This window comes from Candidatus Clostridium eludens, from assembly GCF_045310515.1.
In the GTDB taxonomy this organism is placed as follows: domain Bacteria; phylum Bacillota; class Clostridia; order Clostridiales; family Clostridiaceae; genus Clostridium_B; species Clostridium_B eludens.
Window position 1 is genome coordinate 48,731 of the sequence record NZ_JBJHZX010000015.1, and the last position, 16,596, is coordinate 65,326.

The 16,596-nt window shown below is 32.5% G+C and carries 23 protein-coding genes; all 23 read right to left on the reverse strand.

The genetic code is table 11. The annotated features are described in order from the left end of the window. Positions 1–15 precede the first annotated feature (15 nt). The 23 genes from ACJDU8_RS11220 to rpmD all read right to left on the reverse strand — a co-directional run bounded on the left by ACJDU8_RS11220 (position 16) and on the right by rpmD (position 16,585). Positions 16–582, reverse strand: a complete 567-nt coding sequence (locus ACJDU8_RS11220; RefSeq protein WP_406792247.1) for a Fe-S-containing hydro-lyase — start codon at positions 580–582, stop codon at positions 16–18. A 76-nt stretch (positions 583–658) separates the two neighbouring features. Then, positions 659–1,501, reverse strand: a complete 843-nt coding sequence (locus ACJDU8_RS11225) for a fumarate hydratase (RefSeq protein WP_406792248.1) — start codon at positions 1,499–1,501, stop codon at positions 659–661. Between the two features lie 54 nt (positions 1,502–1,555). After that, entirely contained in the window at positions 1,556–2,860 is a 1,305-nt protein-coding gene (locus ACJDU8_RS11230; protein ID WP_406792249.1) for a methylaspartate mutase subunit E, read from the reverse strand. Positions 2,861–2,962: 102 nt separating this feature from the next. Next, on the reverse strand, positions 2,963–3,946 hold the full coding sequence (locus ACJDU8_RS11235) for a GntR family transcriptional regulator (protein ID WP_406792250.1): 984 nt from the start codon (positions 3,944–3,946) through the stop codon (positions 2,963–2,965). A gap of 278 nt (positions 3,947–4,224) precedes the next feature. Further along, positions 4,225–4,923, reverse strand: coding sequence for an N-acetylmuramoyl-L-alanine amidase CwlD (cwlD, locus tag ACJDU8_RS11240; RefSeq protein ID WP_406792316.1), 699 nt, complete (start codon positions 4,921–4,923; stop codon positions 4,225–4,227). A gap of 238 nt (positions 4,924–5,161) precedes the next feature. Further along, complete coding sequence (rpsI, locus tag ACJDU8_RS11245; protein WP_406792251.1) at positions 5,162–5,554, reverse strand: 30S ribosomal protein S9; 393 nt, start codon at positions 5,552–5,554, stop codon at positions 5,162–5,164. A gap of 25 nt (positions 5,555–5,579) precedes the next feature. Continuing rightward, on the reverse strand, positions 5,580–6,014 hold the full coding sequence (gene rplM, locus ACJDU8_RS11250; RefSeq protein WP_406792252.1) for a 50S ribosomal protein L13: 435 nt from the start codon (positions 6,012–6,014) through the stop codon (positions 5,580–5,582). A gap of 177 nt (positions 6,015–6,191) precedes the next feature. Beyond that, entirely contained in the window at positions 6,192–6,926 is a 735-nt protein-coding gene (gene truA, locus ACJDU8_RS11255; RefSeq protein WP_406792253.1) for a tRNA pseudouridine(38-40) synthase TruA, read from the reverse strand. After that, positions 6,926–7,735 carry an energy-coupling factor transporter transmembrane component T family protein gene (locus ACJDU8_RS11260; protein WP_406792254.1) on the reverse strand — a complete coding sequence of 270 codons (810 nt, stop codon included), beginning with the start codon at positions 7,733–7,735 and terminating at the stop codon, positions 6,926–6,928. Before ACJDU8_RS11260 ends, truA begins: the two co-directional genes overlap by 1 nt. Positions 7,736–7,747: 12 nt before the next feature. Next, positions 7,748–8,602 carry an energy-coupling factor transporter ATPase gene (locus tag ACJDU8_RS11265; protein ID WP_406792255.1) on the reverse strand — a complete coding sequence of 285 codons (855 nt, stop codon included), beginning with the start codon at positions 8,600–8,602 and terminating at the stop codon, positions 7,748–7,750. After that, complete coding sequence (locus ACJDU8_RS11270; RefSeq protein WP_406792256.1) at positions 8,587–9,432, reverse strand: energy-coupling factor transporter ATPase; 846 nt, start codon at positions 9,430–9,432, stop codon at positions 8,587–8,589. Before ACJDU8_RS11270 ends, ACJDU8_RS11265 begins: the two co-directional genes overlap by 16 nt. A 308-nt stretch (positions 9,433–9,740) precedes the next feature. Next, positions 9,741–10,082: a 50S ribosomal protein L17 gene (gene rplQ, locus ACJDU8_RS11275; protein ID WP_406792257.1), complete on the reverse strand. Its 342-nt coding sequence runs from the start codon at positions 10,080–10,082 to the stop codon at positions 9,741–9,743. A gap of 47 nt (positions 10,083–10,129) precedes the next feature. Further along, positions 10,130–11,077 (reverse strand): DNA-directed RNA polymerase subunit alpha, encoded by a 948-nt coding sequence (locus tag ACJDU8_RS11280; RefSeq protein WP_406792258.1) that lies wholly within the window; start codon positions 11,075–11,077, stop codon positions 10,130–10,132. Positions 11,078–11,146: 69 nt separating this feature from the next. Next, complete coding sequence (gene rpsD / locus ACJDU8_RS11285) at positions 11,147–11,767, reverse strand: 30S ribosomal protein S4 (RefSeq protein WP_406792259.1); 621 nt, start codon at positions 11,765–11,767, stop codon at positions 11,147–11,149. Positions 11,768–11,789: 22 nt separating this feature from the next. Further along, positions 11,790–12,188, reverse strand: coding sequence for a 30S ribosomal protein S11 (gene rpsK / locus ACJDU8_RS11290; protein ID WP_406792260.1), 399 nt, complete (start codon positions 12,186–12,188; stop codon positions 11,790–11,792). 18 nt (positions 12,189–12,206) lie between these two features. Then, positions 12,207–12,578, reverse strand: a complete 372-nt coding sequence (gene rpsM / locus ACJDU8_RS11295) for a 30S ribosomal protein S13 (RefSeq protein ID WP_406792261.1) — start codon at positions 12,576–12,578, stop codon at positions 12,207–12,209. A gap of 211 nt (positions 12,579–12,789) precedes the next feature. After that, the gene (gene rpmJ, locus ACJDU8_RS11300; RefSeq protein WP_025434559.1) at positions 12,790–12,903 is read right to left on the reverse strand and encodes a 50S ribosomal protein L36; all 114 of its coding nucleotides are present in this window, start codon (positions 12,901–12,903) and stop codon (positions 12,790–12,792) included. 17 nt (positions 12,904–12,920) lie between these two features. Continuing rightward, the gene (infA, locus tag ACJDU8_RS11305; protein WP_406792262.1) at positions 12,921–13,139 is read right to left on the reverse strand and encodes a translation initiation factor IF-1; all 219 of its coding nucleotides are present in this window, start codon (positions 13,137–13,139) and stop codon (positions 12,921–12,923) included. Between the two features lie 102 nt (positions 13,140–13,241). Beyond that, positions 13,242–13,991 carry a type I methionyl aminopeptidase gene (gene map, locus ACJDU8_RS11310; RefSeq protein ID WP_406792263.1) on the reverse strand — a complete coding sequence of 250 codons (750 nt, stop codon included), beginning with the start codon at positions 13,989–13,991 and terminating at the stop codon, positions 13,242–13,244. Next, positions 13,988–14,641 (reverse strand): adenylate kinase, encoded by a 654-nt coding sequence (locus ACJDU8_RS11315; protein WP_406792264.1) that lies wholly within the window; start codon positions 14,639–14,641, stop codon positions 13,988–13,990. Before ACJDU8_RS11315 ends, map begins: the two co-directional genes overlap by 4 nt. 25 nt (positions 14,642–14,666) lie before the next feature. After that, a complete protein-coding gene (gene secY / locus ACJDU8_RS11320; protein WP_406792265.1) occupies positions 14,667–15,947 on the reverse strand; it encodes a preprotein translocase subunit SecY in 1,281 nt (426 codons plus the stop codon). A gap of 1 nt (position 15,948) precedes the next feature. Beyond that, a complete protein-coding gene (gene rplO, locus ACJDU8_RS11325) occupies positions 15,949–16,389 on the reverse strand; it encodes a 50S ribosomal protein L15 (RefSeq protein WP_406792266.1) in 441 nt (146 codons plus the stop codon). Positions 16,390–16,405: 16 nt separating this feature from the next. Then, positions 16,406–16,585 (reverse strand): 50S ribosomal protein L30, encoded by a 180-nt coding sequence (rpmD, locus tag ACJDU8_RS11330; RefSeq protein WP_406792267.1) that lies wholly within the window; start codon positions 16,583–16,585, stop codon positions 16,406–16,408. Between the last annotated feature and the right edge of the window lie 11 nt (positions 16,586–16,596).

Genomic DNA, 16,596 nt, shown 5'->3' on the forward strand with positions numbered 1-16,596 from the left:
ATAAATATTTAAATTTTACAATGTAGACATACTAGCATCTAAATAATTTTTCTGTCCTAATTCATATAAATTGTTACCTTTTGAATCTATTGCTACAATTACAGGTAAGTCTTTTACTTCTAATTTTCTTATAGCTTCTGAATCTAAATCCTCATAAGCCACTATTTCTACCTTTTTTACACATTTTGCTATAATTGCTGCGGCACCTCCTATAGCAGCAAAGTAGACCGCTTTGTTCTTCTTTATAGATTCTATAACCTCCTTTGAACGAAGTCCTTTTCCTATCATTCCCCTTAATCCTCTATCTAATAACATAGGCGTAAAAGAATCCATTCTATAACTGGTAGTCGGTCCCACTGAACCTATAACATTACCTTCTTTGGCAGGTGTAGGTCCTGCATAGTATATTATTGAATTTTTTATATCTAGAGGAAGTTCCTTGCCTTCCTCTAGTAATTTTATTAATCTTTTATGGGCAGCATCTCTAGCGGTATATATAATTCCCGATATTAAAACACTATCCCCTGCTTTTAGATTTTTAATTTTTTCTTCTGTTAAAGGAGACATTATACTCTTTTCCATTATAAACACCGTTAAATAAACGATTTTTCAACTCCTATCATTACTATTTGAAATTTATATTATATATTTATAATTATTATAATTCTATTTCTTTATGTCTTGTAACATGACAATTTATATTTACTGCCACCGGTAATCCCGCTATATGTGTAGGGTAAGTTTCTATATTTACTGCCAAGGCTGTAGTTTTACCTCCAAATCCCTGGGGTCCTATTCCAAGAGAATTTATCCTACATAAAAGTTCTTTTTCCAAATCTTCGTAAAATTTATTTTTATTTCTCTGAGATAAAGGTCTTATGAGTGCCCTTTTGGCAAGGTTAGCAGCTTTATCAAAAGTTCCTCCTATACCTACTCCTACAACCATGGGAGGACAGGGGTTAGGTCCAGCATCTTTTACTACTTTTATTACAAATTCCTTAACTCCCTCTAGTCCATCTGCTGGTTTTAACATTTTAATTTGGCTCATATTTTCTGAGCCAAACCCCTTAGGAGCCACTGTTATATTCAATTTATCTCCCGAAACTATTTCATAGTATATTACTGCTGGAGTGTTATCTCCGGTATTTATTCTATCTAGAGGATCTTTAACTATAGACTTTCTTAGGTATCCCTCTATATATCCTTGCCTAACTCCCTCATTCACAGCCTGTTCTATATTTCCACCTGTTATATGAACATCCTGTCCAATTTTTATAAATATACAAGCCATTCCTGTATCTTGGCACATAGGCAGACTTTCGTTATTGCATATATCCACATTTTTAAGTATTTTATATAAAATATCTTTGGCTATAGGCCAATTTTCTTCCTCTGCACATTCCTCTATCTTATTTTTCACATCCTGTGAAAGATAATAATTAGCATCTATACAGAGTTTTTTTACAGCTTTTACTATATCAAACACATGTATTTCCCTCATAATTTAACACTATTCCCCCTAATACACTGCTTAAACTATTTTAAAATTTCTTTTCTATATTCCATTCTTTGTTTTTCTTCGATTAAAGTTTTTTAATTCTTGGGTTAAAGGTATATTGCCAAATTTCACATACCTAATTGCCCCTGCATCATCTCTTGCAGAGGTCATTTTGCCTGCATTATACTTACTAGGGGCAAGAGGAATATCTATAACTCCAGTTTCAAATGCTCTTACAGCTCCTATAGCTAAATCTCCTTCCCCCAATTCAAATACCTTATCTAATATACACTTTACCTCTGCCTTAATTATAACTATCTCTGTTTCCAGTTCCTTTGACATAGCAAGCCTTTGTCCACCCAAAATATCCAATGGCATCTTTGTAGCACGTATTATGGCACTATTAAGTTTTTTAGTTGATTTAGGTGATTTTACTATAATCTTTGTAACCCCCGCTAAAACTGCTGTAACTGTCCCTATAGATATAACTCCAAAAGTTTTTGCCTCATCTTCATAAGGTTCTACCATACACTGGTGAAATGCTGTAGTTATGCACACATCATCATATCCATATTCCTTCATATATTCATTTGTTTGTTCTTCCAGGGCTTTTATAGATGCTATATCTTGAATTAAATTACCACATTGTCTTACTGCCACGGTTATATTTTTAACCCCCTGTTCTGCTGAAAGCAATCCTTCTATTATAGATATGGCATTTAAAGTACTTGGAGGAATCAAAGTATGATAGGTGAATTCACAAAAAGGTTCTCTATTTATGGATATACCCTGCTCCTGATAAAATCCAATCAATCTATCACAGTATTGCCAATCTAAAATTGATTTCTCTATAGATGCATCTTTTGCATAGGGTATATTATGAGATATTCCTCCCCCCTGGCTAGAAGTGAATCCACATGCATGAATCATTTCTACTAAAAGCCTAGAATCAGGAGTACTATACGTAGCTTCAAGAGGCAAATTAATAGATTCATATATTTCTCTATATTCTTCAACTGAATAATTTAATACAGAAAATTTATCTTTTTTGTTAATTTCATGTTGTATTCCATGGTTATGTATGTTGGTTAAGATTAAATCTTCACTGCTTTGGTCTTGTAAATCTTTCAATAAACTAACATATTCCTCTGACGTATCTGACACTGCAAGTTGTACTAAAGTTATTCCCTGTTCTTTTGCTATCATAAGTTTGTTAGAAAAATTCTTGTTTTCCGGTATTCTTTTCAAAAATTCTATAGTATGTTTAAAATCAACTTTCTTATCTGCAGTTTTATAACTTAATACTTGTTTTCTAATTTTAAAAAAATCTTCTTCCGACCACTTTTTGTTTCTAAGTTCCATATATATCCCCTCTATATTTTCAACTTACTACACTTTATATTAAATTCAAACAACTAATATTTACATTATCCTTGTTATCGGAATACAACATATTATAACTAATCATTTATTATATTTAAGTTCAACTATTTTAGATTTTAGAACTTTTATGGAGTTATTGTCTAAATTATATAGAAATTTCATTATTTGCTTCTTATGTACATTATACAATTCAACATTTTCATATCTCCCCGGTGATACTACTAATACGTCTGAACCATTTATTATCTTTATAAGTTCCTGATTATCCATGGTATTAGTAAATTGTATGTTTATATTATGAAGTCCAGCCTTCTCCAATGCCCCTCTTGCTTTAAACATAAATTCATTAGATATACATATAAATGCAAATTTAGTGGCTTTGGGGTATCTTGCAATTTTAACTATAGTTTCCAAATCCACATTTATTTCAACACCTATTATTTCTTTTTGAAACCTCTTTGTCATAATAACTACTTCATTAACATGATTAAATGTAGTTATTATGACCTGACTCCTTTCTATAATCTCATTAATCTCATTATGTCCATTTTCTATATCCTTAATGGTAATAGGAATTACATTCATATTTGTACTTTCCATAAGTTGTTCAGCAAATATTTTAGCTTGTTCAATATTACATTCTACATATACAGCAGTTATCTTACTCATAAATTCTTTTTTTTCTCTTACTCTTTGAATTACAATCTCCAAGAACTCCTCTGCATCCATTCCTGTTTCAACAGCCTCTTCAAATCCAAGGTCTATAAATTTCATTATTTTTTGCTTCATGTTTTGGATTTTCCACGGATTCACTTCTCCCTCAACAAAAGTTCCCCTTCCCTGATAGGATCTTAAAATGCCATCCTGCTCTAACTCATTATAAGCCGTGCTTATAGTATTTCTACTTACCCTCAATCTTTCAGATAATTCTCTTTCTGTAGGCATTTTATCTCCAACTTTTAAAATATTATTTTTTAATAAATCTATTATCTGCTTTTTAACCTGTAAATACAGTGGAACGTCACTATCTTTATTTATTTTAACGTCTATATTTATCTTACTCACCTCAAAACTAACGAACTAATATACGAATCCTTTTCTTTACCTAAATGTTAGCATAGTGCAATACAAATATCAATATTCTTTCCATACTGTTGAAATTCAAGAGTTTTTGAATCAAATATTTCATTTCAACTATTGTTTTAGATATAATAATATCATTAATATTTTTTTATCCTAATGTACCAGTGTGCCTCCAGCTATTTATTTGAAGATGATTTAACAACTGCAGTTACCTATGCTTAAGTACTGCAGTCTTTAATATAACTAAATATCTATAGATTTCAATTTGAAGAATAGTATTCATTAATGGACCTTACTATACATTCTGCTATTTTATCTTGATATTCATCTTTCATTAATTTGTCTTTTTCTTCAGTGTTGGATAAAAATCCACATTCCACTAATATAGAAGGCATGTTATCCTTACAACGAAGTACTTTATAGGAATCAAACGCTGCCTTTTCTTTTCTGTTATTATTCTTATCTAAATCGCTGACTAAATTTTTCTGAAGAATACCTGCTAACTTTTTACTATTTTCATTTTTAGAATACCACACCTGAGCTCCATAGTATTTAGATTGAGGGAACATATTCAGATGTATACTTATAAACATATGGCATTTAGAATCTTCTTTTAGTTTGCATCTATTGTTTAAATCTTCCACTTTTTTCTTTCTTATTTTGCCTTCATCTGTATAAAGTCCCTGATCCTCATAACGGGTCATAAATACCTTATATCCCCTTTTAGATAACTTGTCCTTGAGCTTATTACTTATTTTTAAATTTATTTCTTTTTCCATTATTCCATCTTTTGATACAGCTCCACTATCTATGCCTCCATGTCCGGGATCTAGAAGTATTATAATATCATCCTTCTGTGATGCTTTAACAATATTACTACTTATTCCAAAAGGCATATATATAATATCTAAGGTAAAAATAAATATTAACGTTAGCAACACAGCAAATACGAAATTCATATTTTTTGTATTCAACAAACCTCACTCCTTATAATTATTTGAGCTTTAATATATATTTTTACCTAAGCATTTAAAAGTTATTAATACAATTTATGTATTTTTATATGTACCTAAAAAAATAGAGACCATAACTTAAATCAACAAAATCTAAATTACAATCTCTCTTATTGTTTTAGCTTGAATTTCTTAGATAAACTATCCTTCCATAGGACGCTGCCAGTTTCGTAATATGTTTTTATTATCTCTTTGAGAACTGTGGAGCCCTTCTTGCTTTTTTAAGTCCATATTTCTTTCTTTCTTTCATCCTTGGATCTCTTGTTAAGAATCCTGCCTTTTTAAGTTCCAATCTTAAGTTTTCATCTGCTTTTAAAAGAGCTCTTGATATTCCATGTCTTATAGCTCCAGCCTGACCGGTAAATCCTCCTCCATGAACATTTACCAATACATCAAATTTTCCATTAGTTGAAGTTAATACTAATGGTTGATTAACTATAACCCTTAAAGTTTCTAATCCAAAATACTCTTCTATATTCCTTTTATTTACAGTTACCTTGCCTTCACCTGGCACAAGTCTAACTCTTGCTATTGATTTTTTTCTTCTTCCCGTACCCAAATATTGAACTTTAGCCATTTTTTATCCTCCTTTCAGCTTTAACCTAATATTTTAATTCTAATATTTCTGGTTTTTGAGCTTCATTACTATGTTCAGCACCTTTATATACTTTTAATTTCTTCAACATTTTTCTTCCCAAAACTCCCTTTGGAAGCATTCTTCTTACCGCTTCTTCAAATACAAACTCTGGTTTTTTTGCTAATGCCTCTCTATATGGAGTTTCTTTTAATCCACCTGGATACAATGAATGATGTCTCAACATTTTTTGATCTAATTTTTTACCAGTCAAAAGTACCTTTTCAGAATTTATTACTATTACAAAATCTCCTGTATCTACATGTGGTGTAAATATAGGCTTATGTTTACCTCTTAATATTGAAGCAACCTGACTTGCCACTCTTCCAAGGGGCTTTCCGGCAACATCAACAACATACCATTTTCTTTCAATTTGATCAGCTTTTGCTATATATGATTTCATGGCTTTCCCGTTACATAGTTAACGGTTTTCAACTCCTCTCTTATCTTTAATTCTACAAAATGAGATTTATAAAACTTGAATATACTTATTCTCTATATAAAGATCCGGGGCTAATGAATCCTTTATACTCAAAATACAAACATTTATATTATAATACAATGCTCCTGGCGTGTCAATCTAATAAAACACTTTTTCCAGGCAGAGACCTTTAGCTGGCACGGGCTTTCCCGCTTTTGCTCTGTCTTTAGATGCTAAAATATCACTTACATATTCTGGCTTGAATTTCTCTACTCCCACTTCCAAAAGAGTACCTACTATTATTCTCACCATATTATACAAGAAGCCATCTCCCATTACATTAAATCTAACTAAATTTTCTTCCTTTGAAACTGTTAGTTCCTTTATAGTCCTAACAGAAGATTTGGCTGAACTTCCCTTCTTTTTAAACGCAGAAAAATCGTAAGTTCCTATAAAATACTTACACGAATCTCTCATTTTTTCTACATTCAGTTTTCTTCTAAAATAATAAACATATTGTCGTCCAATAACTGGTGGATTGTTCCCCGTTATTATAGTATAGCTATATTTTTTACCTATACTATCAAATCTAGCATGGAAACTGCTATCTACTTCTGTGGAATCCAGTATAACTATATCCTCAGGCAATGCTGCATTTAACACCATTTTAAAATTCGAAGAAGGTATCCTACTATTAGTAAAAAAGTTACAGACAAATCCCCTAGCATGAACTCCTGCGTCTGTCCTGCTGGAACCAATGGCTCCTGAAAAATTACCTGTAACTATTTCAATTGCCTCTTCTAGCTTTTGTTGAATAGTAATAGCATTATCCTGCCTCTGCCATCCAGAATAATTTGTTCCATCATATTCTATAATCAGCTTTACATTTTTCATTATCCCCACCATATTCTACTTAATATAGAAATACCCACTAAAATCAGGGTGCATAGAGACGCTATAAAATCTTTGCTGCTTAATTTCAGTTCTTTCATTCTGGTTCTTCCTTCTCCTCCCCTATAACACCTGGCTTCCATTGCCATGGCTAGTTCATCTGCCCGTCTGAAAGAACTTATAAAAAGTGGAACTAAAATAGGAACTAAACCTTTAGCTTTTTGTATGAGATTTCCAGACTCTAAATCAGCTCCCCTTGCTATTTGTGCTTTCATTATCTTATCTGTTTCATCCATCAAAGTAGGTATAAATCTTAATGCTATGGTCATCATCATAGCTAACTCATGAGCAGGTACTCCTATTTTTCTTAAGGGATTCAAGAGTTTTTCTATTCCATCTGTCAATTCAATAGGAGACGTAGTTAGGGTTAATAGTGATGTGCCTATAATTAAAAACACAAGTCTTAATGCCATAAATGCAGCCATAATAAGTCCTTCTTTATGTACAACTAAAAATTTCCACTTAAATAAAGGTGGACTAGCTCCTCCAGTCATAAATATATTCAATACTGCAGTTATAAGAACCAATACAAATATTGGTTTAAGACCTTTATATATATATGTAAATTGCACTTTAGATACAAGTATTGAAATTAATGTAAATACTACTATAAATATATACCCTTTGAAACTATTTACTATAAATAAATCCACAATATACATTAAAGATATTAGTATCTTAGCTCTTGGATCTAATTTATGAATAAAAGAATCGCCAGGTACATATTGGCCTATTGTAATATCCTTAATCATTTGCTAGCTCTCCTAACCTTTATTTAATAGTCTAAGTATTTCTTGTTTTGCCTGTTCTATAGTAAATATATCTTCTGATATATTTATTCCCTTATCCTTAAGTTTTTTTACCATGTAAGTTACCTGAGGCACTGCAAGTCCTACACTTTCTAAGATATCGATTTTTTTGAAAATTTCTGAAGGAGCCCCATCAAGTATACACTTTCCATCATGCATTACAATTATCCTATCTGCAAGTTTAGCTACATCTTCCATACTGTGAGATACCAATATTATAGTTAATTTATATTCCTTCTGTAAATCTTTTATTTTTCCCAAAATATCATCTCTACCTTTAGGATCAAGACCTGCCGTAGGTTCATCTAATATAAGAACTTTAGGTTCCATAGCAACTACTCCTGCTATGGCAACTCTTCTCTTTTGCCCTCCACTTAATTCAAAGGGAGACCTACCTTTATATTCCTCGTATTTCAAGCCAACTATGTCCATGGCTCTTTTTACTCTTTTATTTATATCATCATCACTTAATCCCAAATTTCTGGGACCAAAAGCAATGTCTTTTTCTATAGTTTCCTCAAATAATTGATATTCTGGATATTGAAACACAAGTCCAATTTTTTTTCTTATAAAGTTTAAATTAATCTTCTTTTCAGTTATATCTACCCCATCCACTATTATTTTTCCTGAGTGCGGTTTCAACAGTCCATTTATATGTTGTATGAGTGTTGACTTTCCAGAGCCTGTGTGTCCTATAAGAGCAACAAATTCTCCATCCCTAATTTCAATATTCACGTTATCCAATGCTTTATTCTCAAAAGGCGAATTTTTCATATATATATGAGTTAAATTTTCTATTTTAATCGACATAATTCACTCACCATCTCATCTATAGTTAATATATCCGATTTAATATTTACTCCATTGACTTTAAGTTCATAAGCCAGTTCTGTCATTTGAGGTACATCAAGTCCAATGTCTTTCATTCTACGTACCTGACTAAATATATCTTTAGGAGTACCCTCCATTATAATTTTTCCCTCATCCATAACGATTATTCTATGTGCCTCTACTGCTTCTTCCATATAGTGTGTAATTAAAATTACTGTCATATTATATTTACTATTTATTTCTTTTATTGTTTTCATTACTTCCTTTCTGCCCGATGGATCTAACATAGCAGTAGATTCATCAAATATTATACAATCTGGCCGCATAGCAAGCACTCCTGCTATAGCAACTCTTTGCTTTTGGCCACCTGAAAGCAGATGAGGTGCATATCTTTTATATTCATACATATTTACTTTCTTTAGGCATTCATCAACTCTCAATCTTATTTCTTCAGGAATTATTCCTAAATTTTCCGGTCCAAAAGCAACATCTTCTTCTACAATAGTAGCAACTATTTGATTATCTGGATTTTGAAAAACCATTCCTGCCTTATTCCTTATATTCCATGTGTTTTTTTCATCACATGTATCAAAATCTTCTACATAGACTTTTCCATCAGTTGGAATTAAGAGAGCATTTATGTGCTTAGCTATGGTAGATTTTCCTGATCCATTTCTTCCAAGAATAACAAGAAATTCTCCCTTTTCCACTTGAAAAGTAACATGATCTACAGCTAATTTTGAATTTTCCTTATCACTATCTTCATACTTATAACTTACATCTTTACATAATATCATATTTTTTCCCATGGAAAACACCTCTCTAATTTGATAGAATACAATCAAATTCTTGGTTTCACTTAAAGTTTTTATCCCAACGTGGTAATTAGCTATTACTCCCACCTTGTTTAAAGTGAGAGATACGCACTACCATGCGCCTTTATAAGTTTCTCTAAGATTCAAGTGGATGAAATCATTTCTCATAAGCAAACTCCAGCTGAATCTTAGAATCACTTGATTAAATGAATAAGGGTCTTAAGGATGGTCATAGGACATCTTCAGCTTAAACTTTCATAGAAAAACAGGGATTAAGCTAGCTTTACTTAACCCCTTGAATTTTATACTAACTCCAGTATAACTAACTCGGCTCCATCACCTCTTCTTGGTCCTACCTTATACATTCTAGTATAACCACCATTTCTCTCTGCATATTTAGGAGCTATATCAGTAAATAAATTCTTTACAACTTCCTCTTCAGTTACAAAAGAAAGCACTTGTCTTCTAGCATGAAGATCTCCTCTTTTGGCAAGAGTAATCATCTTTTCTGCCAAACTTCTAGCTTCTTTTGCCCTAGTTCCCGTTGTTTGTATTTTTCCGTGCTTTAAAAAACTAGTAACCAGATTTCTTAACATTGCTTTTCTATGATCAGATGGAAGTCCTAACTTACGATGTTGTGCCATTTATATCCCTCCTTTTCTATATAATCCGTTCTTTATTTTAATAGCTTTTAATCTTCACTTTGTTTCAACGATAACCCTAAAGCATCAAGTTTTTGTTCAACTTCTTCTAAAGATTTTTTACCCAAATTTCTAACTTTCATCATATCATCCATGGTTCTCTCAGTTAACTCTTGTACTGTGTTTATCCCAGCTCTCTTTAAGCAATTGTAGCTTCTTACAGAAAGATCTAGTTCTTCTATAGCCATTTCAAGAACTTTCTCTTTTTTATCTTCTTCTTTCTCTACCATTATTTCAACATTATTTGCATGATCCGTAAGAGTCATAAATAATTTAAAATGTTCTATAAGAATCTTAGCTGATAAACTTACAGCCTCATCTGGTAATATAGTGCCATTAGTCCAAACTTCTAAAGATAACTTATCATAATCAGTTATTTGACCAACTCTTGTATTTTCTACATCAAAATTTATTCTCTTAATAGGAGTATATATAGAATCTACAGGAATTGTACCTATAGGCATATCTTCAAATTTATTTCTTCTTTGAGAAACATATCCTCTGCCGCCATTAACAGTTATTTCCATATATAGTTTACTATTCTCATCTAAGGTAGCTATATGTAAATCCCTATTAACTATTTCAACATCACCATCTGTCTTTATATCCCCTGCAACAACCTCTCCAGGACCTTGTGCGTCTATATATATAGTTTTAATGCCATCACCATTCATTTTCAAGGCTAGTTCTTTTATATTTAGAATTAACTCTGCCACATCTTCTTTTACTCCACGAACAGTTGAAAATTCATGAAGTACGCCATCTATTTTAACATGACTGGCTGCAACTCCTGGAAGGGAAGAAAGGAGAATCCTTCTAAGTGCATTACCAAGAGTGATACCATAACCTCTCTCTAATGGCTCTACTACAAACTTCCCATAGTTACCATCCTCACTAGTTTCAACACATTCTATTTTGGGCTTTTCTATTTCTAACATGAATATAACCCTCCTTCTATTTATCTAATAATGTATCTTCTGAGGGCAACTGATTCCATAATTAATTAATTACTTACTGTATAACTCTACAATTAATGTTTCATTAACAGGAACATCTATTTCTTCTCTAGCCGGTTCCCTAACAATTCTTCCTTCAAAATTTTCAATATTACCTTCTAGCCAAGCTGGTAAAGTTTTTGGATTCTCTGCAAAAGTCTTAAATTTTTCTGATGCTTTACTACTAGCTTTTACAGTTATAGTATCATTAACTGATACTTTAAAAGAAGCAATATCTACTTTTCTACCGTTAACCTGGAAGTGTCCATGAGTTACTAACTGTCTAGCTTCTGTTCTTGACTGACCATAGCCTAACTTATAAACTACATTATCAAGCCTTGTTTCCAGTAAAACTAACAAGTTTTCACCTGTTATACCCTTTTTCCTGTCAGCTTTATCATAATACTTCCTAAATTGTTTTTCTAACAAACCGTATATTCTCTTAGATTTTTGTTTTTCTCTTAACTGCAAACCATAGTTAGATAATTTCTTTCTTCCCTGTCCATGTTGTCCTGGTGCATAACCCCTTCTTGAGAACGCACATTTATCTGTATAACATCTATCCCCTTTAAGGAATAATTTTAAACCTTCTCTTCTGCAGAGTCTGCATACAGCTCCAGTATATTTTGCCATTAAATTTTACACCTCCTATTAACTAAACTCTTCTTCTTTTTGGTGGCCTGCATCCATTATGTGGTATTGGAGTAACATCTTTGATCAAAGTAACCTCAAGTCCTGCTGCCTGAAGTGATCTTATTGCTGCTTCCCTGCCAGCTCCTGGTCCTTTAACATATACCTCAATACTTCTTAATCCATGTTCCATAGCCGCTTTAGCTGATGTTTCTGCTGCCATCTGTGCGGCAAATGGAGTGCTTTTCCTAGAACCTCTAAATCCTAAGCCTCCTGCACTAGCCCAAGATAAAGTATTTCCAGCAGCATCTGTAATTGTAACTATTGAATTATTAAAAGTTGATCTGATATGTGCACAGCCATGCTCAACATTTTTTCTTTCCTTTTTTCTTCTAGTTGTTCTTTTAGCTCTCCCAGCTGCCATCTTTTTCCCTCCTTAAATTTATTTAGCTTTTTTCTTAGCTCCTACAAGCTTTTTAGGCCCTTTTCTGGTTCTCGCATTAGTTTTCGTTTTTTGTCCTCTAACTGGAAGGCCCTTCCTATGTCTTATACCTCTATATGAACCTATTTCTATTAATCTCTTTATATTAAGGGCTACTTCTCTTTTTAAGTCACCCTCAATTTTTAGATTCTTTATATAATTTCTTAATGAATTAACTTCTTCTTCTGTTAAATCTTTAACTCGGGTATCTGGATTGACTCCTGTTTCCTCCAAGATTTTCTGAGAAGTTGGTAATCCTATGCCATATATATAAGTTAGACCTATCTCGACTCTTTTTTCTTTTGGTAGGTCAATACCTGCTATTCTTGCCATTAAAATTTACACCTCCTGAGTATATAATCTGTAGCATTAAGTTATGTTAAGTTTATTATATAAAGTTTTAAAGCCAACAGAATAATTAACTATCCTGTTGCAGCCGCACTTTAAAACATAATCACTTGGTAAATCAAATTATAAACTATTAGCTTTATATATAATTTTATTTATAACACACTCACCAATGTTTACCTGAATTTATATTATCTTATCCTTGTTTTTGTTTGTGCTTAGGGTTTTCACAGATAACCATTACTCTCCCTTTTCTCTTTATAATTTTACATTTCTCACATATAGGCTTAACTGACGGCCTCACTTTCATGGCTAACCCTCCTTAAATTACTTTGCTCTCCAGGTTATTCTCCCACGAGTTAAATCATAAGGAGAAAGTTCTACCGTAACTTTATCACCTGGTAATATCCTTATAAAATTCATTCTTAATTTGCCAGATATATGTGCTAATATTTTATGTCCGCTTTCTAATTCTACTTGAAACATTGCATTAGGTAAAGCTTCTAAAATCGTACCTTGCATTTCAATAACGTCGTCTTTTGACATAAGGTAATCAAACCTCCTCATTATTGTTGGCTATAAAAACTTAATTAACCTAAATTTAATACTAACCAACATCATATTAACACTTTAATTAAAGTCAACATTCTAAATTAAAGTCAATATTTCTGGACCATCTTCCAAAATAGCAATGGTATTTTCGTAATGGGCCGATAAACTTCCGTCCACAGTAACAACAGTCCAATTATTGGATTGTACGGTCACGTTATATTTACCTATATTCACCATAGGCTCTATAGCCAATACCATACCTTTCACGAGTTTAGGACCTCTTCCTGCTTTTCCATAATTGGGTATCTCAGGATCTTCATGCATATTACTACCAATACCATGACCCACATAATCTCTAACTACAGAAAAACCAAACCTTTCTACATAGTCCTGAACAGCAGCAGATATATCAGTTAATCTATTTCCTGATACCGCTTTTTCAATACCTTTAAAAAAGCTTTCTTTTGTTACTTCAATTAACTTTTCTGCTTCAATGGAAACTTTGCCAACTGCAAAGGTTCTTGCAGCATCTCCATGATATCCATCTAGTATTGCTCCACAATCGACGCTGATTATATCACCCTCTCGCAAAACTTTATTCTTGGATGGAATTCCATGAACTACTTCTTCATTAACAGAAGTACATATAGAAGCTGGAAAACCATAATATCCTTTAAAAGATGGCTTTGCATTATGTTTTGTTATATACTTTTCTGCAATTCTATCCAATTCCTCAGTAGATATTCCAGGCTTTATTGCACTTTCAATTTCTGACAATGTTTCACTTACAAGTTTACCTGCACGTCTCATAAGTTCGATTTCTCTATCTGTTTTAATTATTATCATTGATAAACAGCTCCTAAGATGCTTTTCACCTTTTCAAAGACCTGATTTATTTCCCCGTCACCATTTACTGTCGAAATTACACCTTGTTTTTTATAATAATCAATTAAAGGTTCAGTTTGTTTATCATATATATCTAATCTATCCTTAACAGTAGCTTCTGTATCATCTTTTCTTTGTACAATATCATTATGACATAAGTCACATTTACCTTTCAGCTTAGGAGGATTAAAATTTACGTGATAACTTGCGCCGCAAGACGGACAAACCCTCCTGCCTGTCATTCTCTCAAAAATCAGTTCTTTAGGAACATCTATAAGCAAAGTCACATCTATTTTTTTATCATTACTATTTAAAAATGCATCTAAAGCTTCAGCTTGATATACAGTTCTTGGAAATCCATCCAGCAAAAATCCACTTTTACAATCATCCATACTTAACCTATCTTTAACTATGTTTATAGTAACTTCGTCAGGTACTAACTTACCTTCATCTAAATACTTTTTAGCTTCCATTCCAAGGGGAGTCTTCTCAGAAATATTTTTTCTAAAAATATCTCCTGTAGATATATGGGGTATAAAATACTCCTCACTAATAAATTTAGCTTGAGTGCCTTTCCCAGCCCCTGGAGGACCCAATAAAATTATTTTCATCTGTACCACATCTCCAAAATACTTTTTAATTCAAAAATCCATGATAATGACGCACCAATAATTGCGACTCTATCTGTCTTACAGTTTCAATAGCAACATTTACTATAATAAGCAAACCCGTTCCACCAAAATATATACCTTTAAAATTAGTATAAGTTTCTGCTAATATAGGAGATATTGCTATTATTCCAGCAAAAGCCCCTCCTAAAACCGCCACTCTAGCTAAAATTCGTTCTATATATATAGCCGTAGGTTCTCCTGGCCTTATTCCTGGTATAAATCCAGAAGACTTATTCATATTTTCAGCCATTTCTTCTGGTTTAAGGGTTACTTCAGTATAAAACCAAGTGAAAAAAATTGTCAGCAGAAAATAAAGTACAGGATATAGCCAATTACTTTGCTTAAATGGACTAAATGGACTTGCTGTTACAAATTGAGTAAAACCAGAGTTAGGCCAAAATTGACCTATTGTTGTTGGAAACTGCATAACTGATATAGCAAATATAATTCCAATAACAGCTGCACCATTTACATTAATAGGAATATGTGTTGATTGTCCTTTATACATTCTTCCTGCATTAGTTTTACCTGCATACTGTATAGGAATTCTTCTTTCCGACAAACTCATAATTACCACTGCCACAAATAATAAAATTATCACTGCCACAAATCCTATTGTCTCTACAAAATTAACTATTTCAACTTGTTGAAGTTTTAACATTCCAGATATTGCAGATGGAAATCTAGAAATAATATTCACAAATATTACAAGAGAAATTCCATTTCCTATACCGTGTTCTGTAATTTTGTCTCCAAGCCACATAAGAAAAGTCGATGCTGTAGTTACCGTAAATATTATCATAAATATACTCAGTTTGTTTCCTGGATCTATAAGGGCACCTGCTCTACTTATTATAGCATATATACTAAATCCTTGAACTATCCCAAGGGGTATTGAAGCATATCTAGTATATTCTTGTATTTTCTTTCTTCCTTCTTCTCCCTCTTTAGATAACTGCTCTAAACGAGGCACCGCAACTGTAAGTAATTGCATTATGATAGAAGAATTAATGAATGGAATAACTCCCATAGCGAATATACTAAATCTACTAAATGCACCTCCTGATAGGAGATCATAAAATCCAAATAGTGAGCCATTATTAGTTAGATCAGTTAACTTTGAAGTGTCAACCCCTGGAACAGGAATAAAATTTCCTACCCTAAAAATTATTACCATAAATAGCGTAAATAGTATTCTCTTTTTTAATTCTGGAATTTTCCAAGCATCACGCAAGGTTGATAGCATATTATATCACCTCTACTTTTCCTCCAGCCGCTTCTATTTTTTGCACTGCAGTCTTTGTAAACTTAACTGCTTTTACTGTAAGCTTCTTTTGTAACTCGCCATTTCCAAGTATTTTTAAACCGTCCTTAGATTTACTTATCATTCTTTTTTCTAAGAGTAGTTCTGCTGTAATTTCCGCTCCATCTTCAAATACATTTAATCTCTCAACATTTAATTCAGAATAATCTTTTGAAAATATATTAGTGAATCCTCTTTTAGGAACTCTTCTATAAAGTGGCATTTGTCCGCCTTCAAAGCCTATTCTTACCCCGCCGCCAGCTCTAGCTTTCTGTCCTTTTTCACCTTTTCCAGCATTTCTTCCAAGTCCTGAACCAGTACCTCTACCAACCCTTTTGCGTGACTTTCTAGATCCTTCTGCTGGTCTTAACTCATGAAGTTTCATTTTTGCACCTCCCTTACTATGCTTCTTCTACTTCTAAAAGATAACTAACTTTTTTAATCATGCCTTTTATTTGAGGGGTATCCTCCTGCTCTACAATTTTTCCTATCTTTCTCAATCCAAGAGCATTAACAGTGGCAATATGATCTTTTCTTCTCCCTATTAAACTTTTTTTCAAAGTTATTTTAAGTTTAGCCAAAGACATTCCCT

What these genes read in the sequence shown, in the direction of transcription:
- ACJDU8_RS11220 (WP_406792247.1), bottom strand. Translation starts at nt 582, where the DNA reads ATGGAAAAGAGTATAATGTCTCCTTTAACAGAAGAAAAAATTAAAAAT.
- ACJDU8_RS11225 (WP_406792248.1), bottom strand. Translation starts at nt 1,501, where the DNA reads ATGAGGGAAATACATGTGTTTGATATAGTAAAAGCTGTAAAAAAACTC.
- ACJDU8_RS11230 (WP_406792249.1), bottom strand. Translation starts at nt 2,860, where the DNA reads ATGGAACTTAGAAACAAAAAGTGGTCGGAAGAAGATTTTTTTAAAATT.
- cwlD (WP_406792316.1), bottom strand. Translation starts at nt 4,923, where the DNA reads ATGAATTTCGTATTTGCTGTGTTGCTAACGTTAATATTTATTTTTACC.
- rpsI (WP_406792251.1), bottom strand. Translation starts at nt 5,554, where the DNA reads ATGGCTAAAGTTCAATATTTGGGTACGGGAAGAAGAAAAAAATCAATA.
- rplM (WP_406792252.1), bottom strand. Translation starts at nt 6,014, where the DNA reads ATGAAATCATATATAGCAAAAGCTGATCAAATTGAAAGAAAATGGTAT.
- truA (WP_406792253.1), bottom strand. Translation starts at nt 6,926, where the DNA reads ATGAAAAATGTAAAGCTGATTATAGAATATGATGGAACAAATTATTCT.
- ACJDU8_RS11260 (WP_406792254.1), bottom strand. Translation starts at nt 7,735, where the DNA reads ATGATTAAGGATATTACAATAGGCCAATATGTACCTGGCGATTCTTTT.
- ACJDU8_RS11265 (WP_406792255.1), bottom strand. Translation starts at nt 8,602, where the DNA reads ATGTCGATTAAAATAGAAAATTTAACTCATATATATATGAAAAATTCG.
- ACJDU8_RS11270 (WP_406792256.1), bottom strand. Translation starts at nt 9,432, where the DNA reads ATGGGAAAAAATATGATATTATGTAAAGATGTAAGTTATAAGTATGAA.
- rplQ (WP_406792257.1), bottom strand. Translation starts at nt 10,082, where the DNA reads ATGGCACAACATCGTAAGTTAGGACTTCCATCTGATCATAGAAAAGCA.
- ACJDU8_RS11280 (WP_406792258.1), bottom strand. Translation starts at nt 11,077, where the DNA reads ATGTTAGAAATAGAAAAGCCCAAAATAGAATGTGTTGAAACTAGTGAG.
- rpsD (WP_406792259.1), bottom strand. Translation starts at nt 11,767, where the DNA reads ATGGCAAAATATACTGGAGCTGTATGCAGACTCTGCAGAAGAGAAGGT.
- rpsK (WP_406792260.1), bottom strand. Translation starts at nt 12,188, where the DNA reads ATGGCAGCTGGGAGAGCTAAAAGAACAACTAGAAGAAAAAAGGAAAGA.
- rpsM (WP_406792261.1), bottom strand. Translation starts at nt 12,578, where the DNA reads ATGGCAAGAATAGCAGGTATTGACCTACCAAAAGAAAAAAGAGTCGAG.
- rpmJ (WP_025434559.1), bottom strand. Translation starts at nt 12,903, where the DNA reads ATGAAAGTGAGGCCGTCAGTTAAGCCTATATGTGAGAAATGTAAAATT.
- infA (WP_406792262.1), bottom strand. Translation starts at nt 13,139, where the DNA reads ATGTCAAAAGACGACGTTATTGAAATGCAAGGTACGATTTTAGAAGCT.
- map (WP_406792263.1), bottom strand. Translation starts at nt 13,991, where the DNA reads ATGATAATAATTAAAACAGATAGAGAAATCGAACTTATGAGACGTGCA.
- ACJDU8_RS11315 (WP_406792264.1), bottom strand. Translation starts at nt 14,641, where the DNA reads ATGAAAATAATTTTATTGGGTCCTCCAGGGGCTGGGAAAGGCACTCAA.
- secY (WP_406792265.1), bottom strand. Translation starts at nt 15,947, where the DNA reads ATGCTATCAACCTTGCGTGATGCTTGGAAAATTCCAGAATTAAAAAAG.
- rplO (WP_406792266.1), bottom strand. Translation starts at nt 16,389, where the DNA reads ATGAAACTTCATGAGTTAAGACCAGCAGAAGGATCTAGAAAGTCACGC.